Source organism: Bacteroidota bacterium, assembly GCA_016718825.1.
In the GTDB taxonomy this organism is placed as follows: domain Bacteria; phylum Bacteroidota; class Bacteroidia; order J057; family JADKCL01; genus JADKCL01.
The window spans coordinates 79,192-92,040 of record JADKCL010000023.1 but is presented as its reverse complement, the minus strand read 5'-3'; the positions used below and the strand labels follow the sequence as shown (position 1 = coordinate 92,040).

General features: G+C 51.0%; 11 protein-coding genes and 3 tRNA genes. 11 read left to right on the top strand and 3 right to left on the bottom strand.

Translation table 11 applies throughout. The features are described 5' to 3' along the window. Positions 1 to 207 precede the first annotated feature (207 nt). From IPN95_21280 to IPN95_21240, 9 genes are all read left to right on the top strand, one after another. A complete protein-coding gene (locus IPN95_21280; protein MBK9451900.1) occupies positions 208 to 1,461 on the top strand; it encodes a urate hydroxylase PuuD in 1,254 nt (417 codons plus the stop codon). Positions 1,462 to 1,650: 189 nt separating this feature from the next. Beyond that, positions 1,651 to 3,000 carry an allantoinase AllB gene (gene allB / locus IPN95_21275; protein MBK9451899.1) on the top strand — a complete coding sequence of 450 codons (1,350 nt, stop codon included), beginning with the start codon at positions 1,651 to 1,653 and terminating at the stop codon, positions 2,998 to 3,000. 1 nt (position 3,001) lies between these two features. After that, positions 3,002 to 4,018, top strand: coding sequence for an allantoicase (gene alc / locus IPN95_21270; protein ID MBK9451898.1), 1,017 nt, complete (start codon positions 3,002 to 3,004; stop codon positions 4,016 to 4,018). 1 nt (position 4,019) lies between these two features. Next, complete coding sequence (gene uraD, locus IPN95_21265; protein MBK9451897.1) at positions 4,020 to 4,526, top strand: 2-oxo-4-hydroxy-4-carboxy-5-ureidoimidazoline decarboxylase; 507 nt, start codon at positions 4,020 to 4,022, stop codon at positions 4,524 to 4,526. Next, positions 4,523 to 4,864: a hydroxyisourate hydrolase gene (gene uraH, locus IPN95_21260; protein MBK9451896.1), complete on the top strand. Its 342-nt coding sequence runs from the start codon at positions 4,523 to 4,525 to the stop codon at positions 4,862 to 4,864. The genes uraD and uraH overlap by 4 nt, the downstream gene beginning before the upstream one ends. 125 nt (positions 4,865 to 4,989) lie before the next feature. Beyond that, positions 4,990 to 5,232, top strand: coding sequence for a hypothetical protein (locus IPN95_21255; protein MBK9451895.1), 243 nt, complete (start codon positions 4,990 to 4,992; stop codon positions 5,230 to 5,232). Beyond that, positions 5,217 to 5,525: a type II toxin-antitoxin system RelE/ParE family toxin gene (locus IPN95_21250; GenBank protein ID MBK9451894.1), complete on the top strand. Its 309-nt coding sequence runs from the start codon at positions 5,217 to 5,219 to the stop codon at positions 5,523 to 5,525. Before IPN95_21255 ends, IPN95_21250 begins: the two co-directional genes overlap by 16 nt. Positions 5,526 to 5,643: 118 nt before the next feature. Continuing rightward, a complete protein-coding gene (locus tag IPN95_21245) occupies positions 5,644 to 7,074 on the top strand; it encodes a phosphoenolpyruvate kinase (GenBank protein MBK9451893.1) in 1,431 nt (476 codons plus the stop codon). A gap of 137 nt (positions 7,075 to 7,211) precedes the next feature. Then, positions 7,212 to 8,510 carry a hypothetical protein gene (locus IPN95_21240; protein ID MBK9451892.1) on the top strand — a complete coding sequence of 433 codons (1,299 nt, stop codon included), beginning with the start codon at positions 7,212 to 7,214 and terminating at the stop codon, positions 8,508 to 8,510. Between the two features lie 102 nt (positions 8,511 to 8,612). Here the strand turns inward: IPN95_21240 and IPN95_21235 are convergent. From IPN95_21235 to IPN95_21225, 3 genes are all read right to left on the bottom strand, one after another. Next, a tRNA-Arg gene (locus IPN95_21235) sits at positions 8,613 to 8,686 on the bottom strand. A gap of 114 nt (positions 8,687 to 8,800) precedes the next feature. Further along, positions 8,801 to 8,878 (bottom strand) — tRNA-Pro (locus IPN95_21230). A 79-nt stretch (positions 8,879 to 8,957) separates the two neighbouring features. Next, positions 8,958 to 9,046 (bottom strand) — tRNA-Ser (locus IPN95_21225). 77 nt (positions 9,047 to 9,123) lie between these two features. Here IPN95_21225 and IPN95_21220 point away from each other — a divergent pair. After that, entirely contained in the window at positions 9,124 to 10,920 is a 1,797-nt protein-coding gene (locus tag IPN95_21220) for a hypothetical protein (protein MBK9451891.1), read from the top strand. Between the two features lie 111 nt (positions 10,921 to 11,031). Beyond that, on the top strand, positions 11,032 to 12,840 hold the full coding sequence (locus tag IPN95_21215) for a hypothetical protein (GenBank protein MBK9451890.1): 1,809 nt from the start codon (positions 11,032 to 11,034) through the stop codon (positions 12,838 to 12,840). Positions 12,841 to 12,849: the final 9 nt, after the last annotated feature.

Below are 12,849 nucleotides of genomic sequence, written 5' to 3'. Positions count from 1 at the left end.
GGAACGCCGTTTTCATTGCTGACTTTGGTGGTGATCGCGCTTTTGGCTGCCGGGGCCCTGATTGCCGTCTTGCTGTACATTTTGGAGCAATCCATTCATTTGCAAGCGATCAAAGTCGAAGGTCAACCTGAAAAAATGCCCTTGCATGCCCGTTTGGCATCGCTTTACGAGAATTTGAAACTATTGCGCAAGCTATTCACGGTGGGAATGGCAATTTTCATCGTCGGATTTTGGATCCATCACCAAATCAAAGGCAGCCCCTGGGAAGGCCACGTCAACGAATGGATGAACCTGATTGTCAGGTGGGGGCATGTGACTTTCGGCGTGGCTTGGATCGGGGCTTCGTTCTATTTCATTTTCTTGGAGAATGCCCTTTATCGTGGCCCCGGCATTCGGGAAGGTCTAGCCGGCAACCTGTGGGCGATCCATGGCGGAGGCTTTTATTATGTTGAAAAGTACAAAGTAGCCCCCGAAAAGCTCCCCGCCCACCTGCATTGGTTCAAATGGGAAGCCTATATCACGTGGATTTCAGGAATTTGCCTGCTTTTCGTCGTCTATTACTTCAATGCGAGTTCGTTGTTGGTCGACAAAACCGTGGCGGATATTTCCAACGGAACAGCAATCGCGATCGGCATCGGCACGCTTGTGACGTCCTGGTTTGTGTACGACATTCTTTGCCGATCGCCGTTGGTGCTCAACAAACCTGTGTTTTTCTTCCTGATGCTAGGTTACCTCACCCTGATCGCATTTTTCCTTTCACAGTGGCTGAGCCCTCGTGCAGCCTATATCCACGTAGGTGCCGTGATCGGAACGATGATGGCCGGCAACGTTTGGCGCGTGATCATTCCCTCCCAAAAAGCCATGGTCAAGGCCGCCGAGGAAGGCAAGGAAGTCAATCCCGAACTTGGAAAACACGCTGGTCTGCGTTCGCTGCACAACAACTATTTCACGTTGCCTGTGCTGTTCATCATGATCAGCAATCACTTTCCAAGCACGTATGGAAATACGTTGAATTGGGCAGTTTTGGGCGCATTGACGCTGATCAGTGCAGGTGTCAAACACTACTTCAACCTCAAGGACAAAGGCGAAAAGAATCCCTTTCTGATTCCTGCGGCGACCGTTGGTATGATGGTCGTCTTTTTTGTCACGGCTCCAAAACCCGCCTCCGATTCCGCCTCCGGGGGTGGAAAGGTCGAAAAGGTGGAATTTTATCAGGTTTATCAGACTGTAATTCGCCGTTGCACACCCTGCCACAGTGCCAATCCCATCGACGATGTCAATGTCCTTGCACCTAACGGCATCATGTTGGACACCCCCGAACAAATTATCGCGCAGAAGGACCGTATTATGGTGCGCGCCGTGGTGACCAAAACCATGCCGCAAAACAACAAAACGGAAATGACCGATGCCGAACGGGAATTGATCGGGAGGTGGATTAGCCAAGGGGGAAGTGAGAAGTGAGAAGTGAGAAGTGAGAAGTGAGAAGTGAAAAGTGGAGAGCAACATTTTGGGGTTGCTTCTTAATGGGAGTTTTGGGTGAGAATGCGCTGTAGGAGGTGATTTTGTTGGGGTTTTTGCACAACGATTTTTTGCCTGAAGGTTTGTGTATGTAGCGGTGGATCGTGGAAATTGGAAATGATGGGAGATACGATGGAAAATGAGAGATATATCTTGCATTCGCAGCGGGTGGTGCTGCCGAATGGGGTGCGGGAGGCTTGGATTTTGATTGAAAATGGCCGAATCGGAGCTGTTTTGGAGGCTGCATTGGCGGGCGTTGAATGTCGGGAATTGGGAAATCTTGTGCTGATGCCAGGTTTGATCGACTCGCATGTCCATATCAATGAGCCGGGCCGGACCGAATGGGAGGGTTTTGATACCGCCACCAAAGCGGCTGCAGCAGGCGGGATTACCACCTTGGTGGACATGCCATTGAATGCGAGCCCGGTCACCACAACCTTGGCAGCATTCCAGCAGAAACTCGCAGCTGCCAACGGGAAAATGCATGTGAATTGCGGTTTTTACGGCGGAATCGTACCCGGAAATAGCGATGATTTGGCGCCACTGATCGCGGCCGGCGTCTTGGGAATCAAGGCATTCCTGAGCCATTCCGGGATTGACGAATTTCCCAACGTCGAGGAAGCCGACCTGCGTGCAGGCATGCCCGTAATCGCGGCGGGGGGCGTGCCCCTGCTTGTGCATGCGGAGCTCGTCTCCGACCACCCCGATGTTCATGTCATGGATGAGGAACCTCGTTCGCACGCAGCTTGGCTGCGTTCTCGGCCCAAGTATTGGGAAAATGACGCAGTCGCATTGATGATCCGGCTTTGCCGCGAATTCCGTTGCAAGACGCATATTGTCCATTTGGCGTCCTCGGAGGCGATACCGATGCTGCAAGCGGCTGTGAATGAAGGCTTGCCGATTACCGTGGAGACCTGCCCGCATTACTTGGTATTCGCAGCCGAAGACATCGAAGACGGACAAACCTTGTTCAAATGCGCACCGCCGATCCGCGAACGCGCCAACAATGACCTGCTATGGGAGGCGTTGCGTAAGGGTCTGATCACGATGGTGGTGACGGATCATTCGCCGGCGACACCCGACTTGAAAGGCTTGGGAGATGGCCGCTTCCGCGAAGCTTGGGGCGGCATTGCTTCCCTGCAATTTTCCCTGCCAGCGACATGGACCGAGGCGGAAAAACGTGGTTTTCATCTCAGCGACATCGTAAAGTGGATGAGTACCCATGTCGCGGAATTCCTTGGTTTGCAGCATCATAAGGGCGCAATTGCAAGTGGAATGGATGCCGACCTTGTTGTTTGGGATCCGGAATCCGCCTGCCCGACGGAAAAAGCCGATATTCAGCATAGGCATCCCGTGAGTCCGTATGCACGGATGAACCTGCGTGGGAAGGTTTTGCAGACCTATGTCGGAGGAAAAATCGTGTTTGATCAAGGGAATTTTCCCAATTTGGGCTGCGGAAACGTCATTTTGAGGAAAAATTAAGATGAAAATCAACGAAGAAATCGCGCAAGACGCGCCTGCTTGGGCACAGATGCTCAACCTTGCTGCCGAAAAGCTCGGCGCGGTGGTGCTGTATGCCACAGACGACTTTTTTGCGGAAAAGGAGAATCTGATCAAGCCGGGGCGTGGCATTTTCATTCACGACAAATACACCGACCGCGGCAAATGGATGGACGGATGGGAATCGCGGCGCAAACGCGTGCCCGGCCATGATTGGTGTATCCTGGCATTGGGCGCCCCGGGCGTGATCCATGGCGTGGACATCGACACGAATTTTTTCCTTGGAAACCATCCTCCGCATGCCTCGATTGAGGCTTGCAACGCTCCGGAAGGGATTTTGCTGGAGGACCTGCACGAAGATGCCATGTGGACCGAAATTCTGCCGAAGTCGCCATTGAATCCTGGGAGTCAGCATTATTATGCCATCGAAGACAAGCAAATTTGGACACATCTGAAATTGCACATTTATCCCGACGGCGGCGTGGCACGGCTCAAAGTTTACGGCGAAGTCTTCAAGGATTGGTCGTTGGTAGCTGACGATGAGCGCATTGATTTGGCCGCGGCGAAGAACGGCGCCAAAGTATTGGCCTGCAACGATATGTTTTTCAGCAGCAAGGACAATCTGATCATGCCCAACCGTGGCGTGAACATGGGCGATGGCTGGGAAACCAAACGCAACCGCACACCTGGAAATGTCGATTGGGTCGTATTGAAGCTCGGTCATCGCGGCTTGATCGACGATGTCTTGGTCGACACTTGCCATTTTAAGGGAAATTATCCCGATCGCTGCTCCTTGGAAGGATGCAATCTTGCAGAGGGTGAAGCTTGGGAATCCGCAGTTTGGACAGAATTTTTGCCTCAAACCAAGTTACAAGCCGACCATGAGCACCTATTCAAGGCAGAATTGACAGGCCATGGCCCGTTTACCCACGTGCGAATGAAAATCTACCCCGATGGCGGCATTAGCCGGTTGCGGATATTTGGGAGGGCTAGCAAGTAAAATGACAATTCAAGAGCTCAATTCGCTGACAATTCAAGATGCCGAGGCTGCGTTTTCAAAATGTTGCGGCGCGAGAAACTGGGTGAGAAGAATGGTCAACGCGAGGCCATTTGTAAATTTGGAATCGCTGATTGCGATGGCCAATTCGGTTTGGGAAGCTTGCAACATCTATGATGGCGCCGAGGCGTTTATGCACCATCCGCAAATTGGGGGTACAGCAGAATTGGCCAAAAAATTTGCATCCACAAGTGAATGGGCCTCGGGCGAGCAGGCAAGCGTAAACCAGGCTACCACGGAGGTTTTGCAAGCCTTGGCGGATGGGAATGTGGCCTACAAGAAGAAGTTCGGGTATATTTTCATCGTTTGCGCGACGGGAAAATCAGCAGCAGAGATGCTTGACCTCCTGAATGCGAGGCTTCCCAATACCGAGGAAGATGAAATCCGGATCGCAATGGCCGAACAAATGAAAATCACCATCATTCGCTTAGAAAAACTATTGACAACATGAGTCAGATCACCACGCATATTCTGGACACATCGCTTGGCAAACCTGCTGCTGGCGTTCCCGTAAGGCTCGAAAAACCAATTGCAGGATATGAATGGGAGCTTATCGGAAGTGGCATTACCAACGCTGACGGCCGTATTCCCAACTTATTGCCTTCGAATGCGCCGCTTCCGATCGGAACCTACCGCTTGGTATTCGAAATCGAAGACTATTTTCTGGACGGCGGTCGCAAGTGTTTTTATCCATTCGTGCCGATCGTGTTTGATGTGACCGATGAAACGCATTACCATGTGCCGCTGTTGCTCAACCCGTTCGGGTATGCGACCTACCGGGGGAGTTGATGTCAAGTTGCTAGATTGGGTCCAAACCATTTACCATTGATTCGCATCGCTGAGGTTCCTTTTTTGCCCCAAAGTCATTATCTTTCACTTGGATTAAGGTAGTTCACGAATGCAAAGTATTCATCATGGCGTCGATAGATATTAGAGAATCGCTGATCGCTCACATCAACAGTGTGAAGGACGAACATTTGTTGGCGGAAATCTATGCATGGCTTCAACTGGAGAATGCACAAGTTGTGAATGGCATTTACCAACTCTCAGAATCCGAGGCCCATTTGTTAGAAGAAGCACGGAAGTCGATTCGGGACGGAAAAGGTCTTTCGGAAGAGGAGGCAAATCGTGAAATTGACGAATGGCTGGGAAAATAGTCTGGTCACCACAAGCCCAAGCTGACCGAAGGCAGATTCTGGCCTATTGGCTGGAAAGAAACAAATCGCCCGTTTACAGCCGGAAATTGCAGTCGATGTTCGTTGTTCAAGCACGGAATCTTCTGGTTTTGGTTCAAAGTGGGTTGGGATGGAAAGGACATCCGACTTCCGATCCTGAGGTACGATACATTTTTGTCCGGGATTACAAACTCTTCTTCGAGTATTCCGAGGAGGAATTGCACATCCTCCGCATTTGGGATGCCCGCCGAAATCCGGAAAACGAACCCTTCTGATCGGTACTACCGTGGTTTGGAGAATGGATGGGTACCCCTTCATTCGTTGCCCACTTGAAAAATTGACATTTCACCCCATTCCCTTATCTTCACCGTCTCGAAAAAACGCTTGAAGAAAATGAAGTCCTCGATCCCTGCAGCCGATAAAGACAAGATTTTTGGTAGCCTGAGCGCCGCCAACCGCGCCTTCCAGAAGCTATATCCGGGCGATTCCGGCCAACGGCAGCCTGTGCATACCGTCTATGGCGGCGCCAACCTCTTCAGCAGCGACATCGCCGAAAAGATGGGCAAGGCCGCGCTTGCGCACCTTGAGCTTTACGCACCCAACTTCTGCGTGCTCGCCAAGGCGCTTGAACTCGACGGCCACGCCGCCCTGCCCACAGCCGCCGCTGACGTCGCTGCTTTGGAAGCCCGCCTGCAAGCAATGAATCCCAAAGACGGCCAAAGCGACCCCGCATGGATGAGTTATACCATCTACAACAAGATGGTCGCCAAACTCAAACGCGAACCGCTCGAAGATTTTCGCATTGATTTCGAAGATGGATTTGGCAACCGCAGCGACGAAGAAGAAGACCAATTCGCAGAAAAGGCCGCCCTCGAAGTTGCCAAAGGCATGCAAGCAGGTAGCCTTTCGCCCTTTATAGGCATTCGCATCAAACCGTTTACCGAGGACCTCAAGGACCGCGGCCTGCGAACCATGGACATTTTTGTCTCGACCTTGGCGGATGCGACAGGAGGGAAGTTGCCCGAGAATTTTGTGGTGATGCTGCCCAAAGTCACGATTCCGGAGCAAATCAGCGCCTTGATTGATTTGTTTGAGGTGATCGAAGCCAATTCGGCACTGGAAAGTGGCGCCTTGAAAATGGAAATCATGGTGGAGCAAACGCAAGCCATCATGGCGAGCGACGGCACCAATCCGCTGAAAAAGTTTATGGATGCGGCACGTGGGCGCATGGTTGCCACGGCATTCGGGACCTATGACTACACGGCAAGCTGCAATATCACCGCCAAGTATCAAGCCATGTCGCACCCTGTCTGCGACTTCGCGCACCACATGACGCGCGTCGCGCTCGGGCATACGGGCCTCATGCTTGCCGATGGCGCGACCAACGTCATGCCTGTGGGCCCGCACCGCGGCGACAATCTTAGCCCCGTTCAGATCCTCGAGAACATGGAGGTGGTTCACCGCGCATGGAAATTGGGCTACGACCATGTGCGGCATTCGCTCTACAATGGCTTTTACCAAGGCTGGGACTTGCATCCCGCACAGTTTCCGATTCGCTATGCGGCCGTTTATGCTTTCTTTCTGGAAAGCTACGACGATGCCGCGGCCCGTCTTCGCAACTTCATGCAGGCTGCAGCGCGCGTGACCCTTTCGGGCGACATTTTTGACGATGCTGCGACAGGCCAAGGCCTCTTGAACTACTTCATCGCTGCGCTGAACTGCGGCGCGATTACTGAAGCAGAGGCGCTTGCGACGGGGCTGACCATGGAAGAGCTTCGTTCGCGGTCGTTTGTAAGGATATTGCGGGGTAGGAGAGGGCAGTAGGTCGATGCACTTGAACGTTCATTTTTGTTCAATTCTTGGATCGACGGTCTGAGTCTAAATCGCTTTTCGGTATTTCTTGGCCTTTGGGCGAATTGGCAGGCGTTTCATCTGTCTCCAAATGCATGTAGATTTACTTCGTGGAACCGCCCAAACTGAAATATTGGCCGCCAGATTATGCCCCGATGATCAAGGCGGCCTTTCGGTATCCATTGTTCCATGACAGTTTTCGCAGCGTCTTCCATGCCATTCCCGAATGGCTCACGGCATTGCGCCTGATTTTTTCCAGGCTGAACAATGACCACATAGACGATTTGCGCATGCTGATGCTGATGTTTCACGGGTTGCCACCGTTTGATGGCGCTTGCGAACGTTCCAAGGAAATTCAATCGCTTCAGGCGGAACTCTGGGGGAGTGAAAACCTCTTTCCTTGGTTTGCGGGAATCTTGAAGGCGAAGGAGCACATTGGGGAGATCGTATCAACTTTGCGCCTTACGGACCGCCGTGAATTGATTCGGTCTTGCATGACTGCCATTGTATTGATGGATGATGCAGCTGCCGCCGAGGCATGTTGGGAGGTTTATGGATGGAAGAAGTCGAAATTCGGAAAAGAATGGGATTCGGAATTTGCCATGGGTTTCTGGCTGATGGACCAACGGATGGGGACTTCCTATTTGGCCAAAGCCAATCTTGATTCCTCACTTAGAGGAGGTAAAATCAAGAATGCTGTAGTCCTTGGCGATATCGTGAGGGGAGGTATTCCTGTTGAAAATCGCAGCATCTTTCAAAGGGAATTGGCCGAATTGATCGCGCTCAGTACACCTTTTGAGGGTTATCCCCCAAATTCGGGGCAATTTCTTCCGAGGAAATTGATGCATCATTGGGATGAAATTGCGCGATGGCGTGCAGTGGCTGAGGGAGATTACTTGCAGCAGAAGGCAAAAGTCAGTGAACTTTACCATTCAGCGGGGCTGAAGGCTGCCACGCGGTTTTTGGGTCCAAGCAAGTCGAAAAAGGTGAAGATCACGTTGCCATTTACCCAAGCCGTGCAACAATTTGCAGGTCGAGGCTGGGATCCGCATTCGGTCGGACAGCTGTTGGCTACGTTGCAACCCCATCATTCGCCGCGGGACTTGGAAACTGCGTTGGAGTTGGACATTCACCTTCGGTTGCCAATCCGCGTTGTCGAGGCCATTTTCGAGAACTTGATTGCGCAGTTCCCCCTCTACTTTGAACTCTATCAACGTTTTGCAGTCCAGCTTTTGTTGCGGTCAAAGACCTGCGACGCGCGTGCGGCCGCGCTCTATGCAAAAGGTGACGCCCTCCGCGCACAATGGAAAATGCAGTGGTTTGCCGGGTTCCAGATTCCAATGAAGGCTTTGACCGTTCCCGAAGCGAACAATCATCCCGATGCCGCGCTACCTTATCAGATCCCGTAGGAATGCTGCAGGATTGGGTTGATGTGGATTTCCCTCGGGAGAGTTGCACAAACAAAAAAAAGCCCCAAAAGGCGTTTCACATACAACTCCCCAAAAACCAAGTAGGCCCAGCGGGGATCGAACCCACAACCCCCTGCTTAGAAGGCAGGTGCTCTATCCAATTGAGCTATGGACCCATTGAACAGTGTGAGTACGAAGTGTTGGGATAAAGATTTGCTTGCTCACCGGTAAGAACCTTAGTGGAATGGAGCATCAATCTCCTCACTCACACTGAAATCTCACACTGTTAGTGGTCGAGGTAGCAGGATTCGAACCTGCGGCCCCCTGCTCCCAAAGCAGGTGCGCTAACCGGACTGCGCCACACCTCGATCGAAACGGTTGCTAAAGCCGCTTCTGTATTTCTTGTTTCAAAGAAAACCCCAAGTGCAATACCTGGGATTCTTCGAGTGGAGGAGGAGGGATTCGAACCCTCGGTAACCTTTGCAGACTACGACGATTTAGCAAACCGTTGGTTTCAGCCACTCACCCACCCCTCCAATTCGATTGCAAATATACGCACCCATTTTACCCGTGCAACAGTTTTGTCAAGATTTTTTCTTAATTTGTATGCCTTTTGAGAAGATTTCGAGACATGTTGAAGGCAAAAGCTTGGTTATTAGGAGCATTCGTTTCCTGTATTTTTTTGTTTCCGGCCTGCAATTCTTCGTCCTCTGACGGGAATCCTGCAAAGGGGCGGATCAAAACCATGATTTTGCATCTCAAAGAAGATCCGGCGGGACTTAACCCGGTCAATACGGTAGGGGCGGAGACGGTCAATCTTCACAACCTGCTGTTTGATCACCTGATCGCATTGGATCCCAAGTCATTCCTGCTTGTGCCGAGATTGGCTGAGGCCATGCCGACGGTTTCCGAAGACAAACTCGGCCTGACCTTCAAGTTAAGAAAAGGTGTGTTTTTTGCGGATGGTCAGCCACTTACCAGCAAAGATGTGGTCTTTTCCTTCAAGGCGATCATGAATCCCTACGTGGCTTCGGCTCCGCGACGCGCCGAATTGCAAAATTTCAGCGATTGTTTTGCCACCGACGATTATACAGTGGTCTTCAAACTTCGGAATTCTGGACCATTCAACCTCAACCGTCTGGCTATCAATTTCTTTGTGATTCCCAAGCACATTTACGACCCCAACAACCTCAGCGACGGGTACAATGCCTTGGACACCCAAGCCTCGGCGGAAATAGGAGATTCGATCAATACACCTGCAAAAACCGCTATGATGGAGTTTGCTACCTTTTTTGACGATGAGAAATTTCAGCGTGACAAAGGGTACATCGTCGGTTCCGGGAGGTATGTATTTGAAGGTTGGAAGTCCGGTCAATCGGTCAAATTGGTGAAGAATCTGCATTATTGGAATGCCGCTTCGGGTTCGCCTTTTGACCAACAAGGCATGGATACGCTCATTTACAAGATCATTCCAGACATCCAAACCGCCATGCAGGCTCTGAAATCAGGCGAAATTGACTTTTCTGACAACTTTGATCCCAATCAGTATGCGGAGGAAATGTCGGGAGCAAATTACGACAGGCATTTTGGCAAGGTGAGCGTCCCATATCCTTTCTACGAATACATCGGCTGGAACCAAAACATCAAGGATTCGCCGGAAATGAACTTTTTTGCAGATCGGAAAGTCAGGTGGGCGCTGAGCCATCTTGTGGATGTCAACGAAATCGTTGAAAACTTTCTCCACGGAACTGCCAAGCCGATCACCTCCATGATCTACTTTGATCGGCCGGAATACAACAAAGATTTGAAGGTGATTGCCTATGACGAGTCCAAAGCCAAGACCCTTCTGCAAGAAGCGGGTTGGGTCGACACCGATGGCAACGGGACGATTGACAAAACGGTACAGGGTCAGAAGACTGAATTTGCATTTACCTTAAGTTATAAGCGGGGAAATGAGTTGCGAAAGAGTATCTCGCGGCACATCGAAGACAAGTTTAAGCGCGTTGGGATCAAGGTGGAAGTCCAGGAATTGGACGGTTCGATTCTGTTGGATCGGCTCAAAAAGCATGAAATCGATGCTTGGCTTGGAGGTTGGGTGTATGACAGTGACGAGCAGGATCAATTTTCTTTGTTTCATTCCAGTCAAATTCTCAACGAAGGATACAATTGGGGAAGCTATTCCAGTGCGGCTGCCGACAGTGTCATGGAGCAAATTGTCGTCGAATGGGACGATGCAAAGCGGTATGCGTTACACCGTGAAATTCAGCAAATTCTCTATGATGATCAGCCCTACACCCTTCTTTTTGCCAATTCGGCGAGGATTGGCTGGAACAAAAGGTTGGTCAATACGGGATGGTATGGTCAGCGTCCTTGCTATGATCCAGGCCAATTTCGCCCAGCCCAGCAATAATTCCCATCGAAAGATCGTCAGTGGAATCACGATCAACGTTTCACCCTATTTTTGCATTTTCAATCGAATTCGTCTACCTTGGAGGCGAGTCAAAGAACACGTTTTCCTGATATGAAAAGAACATCTCTTGCTTTCCTTGCTGTTTTATTTTCCTTCTCTCTGTTGTTGTTTGTTGGATGTGGATCGGAACCGAAAACGACGGAGCCGGCTGTAGACACCAATCCCGTAATGGGCGATTGGATTCGCGTTTACCATGCCGCTGACCCTGACGGGCTCCATCCTTACAATTCGCGCAATGCCTACGCCACCTTCATCAAGGAGAATATTTACATGTACCTCTTTGATTACGATGCCCGTACGATGGCGCACGTACCTTCCTTGGCAGTTGGAACACCGGAAGTTTCCGCTGACGGACTCAGCTTCACCTATGAAATGCGTCCTGAAGCCAAATGGGACAATGGCGATCCCATTACCGGCTACGATTATGAGTTTTCGATCAAATGCATCAAGAATCCGTTGACTGACAATGCACAGCAGCGCAGTTACCATAGCTTTGTCAAGGATGTAAAGGTCGATTCTACCAACGACCGTAGATTCACCGTCGTTTGTGATGCACCCTTTTTCCTTGCCGAAACGGCCGTTTCCGGTGTAGAAATCGTCTCCAAAAACCATTTTGACCCGGGTAAGGCTTTGGACAAGTACAAGGTCATCGATTTCTACACCAAGGAAGAGGAGATTGCCAAAGATCCGGCCATGATCAAATTTGCGGAGGAATTCAATGCGGAAACCAATGGAACCGATCCGGCAAGAATTTACGGTTCCGGTCCTTACAAATTGGAAAGCTGGACACCCGGGGACAACGTCACCTTGGTACGCAAAAAGGACTGGTGGGGCGACAAACTTCGTGGCAAGAGCTGGTATTTTCAGGCTTATGCCCAGAAGTTGATCTTCAAGACGGTCGCCGACAAGACAACGCTTCCTGCTGCTGCGAAAAACGACGAACTCGACGTGATCCGCGACATGGCACCGGATGATTTTGTTGCCTTGCGGGAAGATACCGCTGGCAGCGTGTTTAAAAACTACAATTTCCATACGCCAACCTCATTCTCAACGATTTATCTTGGATTTAACTGCCGTCCACCCGCGGGCAGGAATCCAGTGGTGGAAGATGTCGCCGTGCGCAAAGCTTTGGCCCACCTCACCGACATCGACGGAATCATCGAAAACATCTACTTGGGCTTCGGTCAGCGTCAAATCGGCCCTGTTTCGCCCTTGCACAAAGACGAATACAATACCGACTTGCAGCCCCGGAAATTTGATCCCGAGATGGCCAAGAAGATTCTGGACGAAGCAGGTTGGGTTGACGGCGATGGCGATGGCGTTCGGGAGAAGATGATTCGCGGCAAGAAGGTTGATTTGAAAATCGAGGTGCTTATCTCCAATACCTCTGAAACCGGACCGCGCATGATCCGCATGATTGCCGATCAAGCCGGCCGTGTCGGGATCAAGTTGGAGGCCAATCCGATTGCCTTCGGAACGCTGACGAGCCGGATTCAAGTGCATGATTTTGACATGTTTGGCCTTGGTTTCAGTTCGTCACCGCTGCCAACGGACCTGAAGCAGGTCTGGGCAACCGAAAACTGGGCCAACAACGGCACCAATTATTTTGGATTTGGCGATGCCATGACCGATTCCTTGATCGAGCAAATCAGGGTTACGCTGAAGCCTGAGGACCGGAAACCGTTGTATTGGAAGTTCCAGGAAATCTTCAATGAGCGTTTGCCCATGCTCATGATCATGGCGCCTCAGGAAAAGATTCTGATTCACAAGCGTTTCAAAAATGCCGAAGGTACCGAATTGCGTCCCGGCTACAAGGTCCAGGAGTTCTGGGTACCGCTTGCCGATCAGAAGTTCAAGTAACGTTCAGCG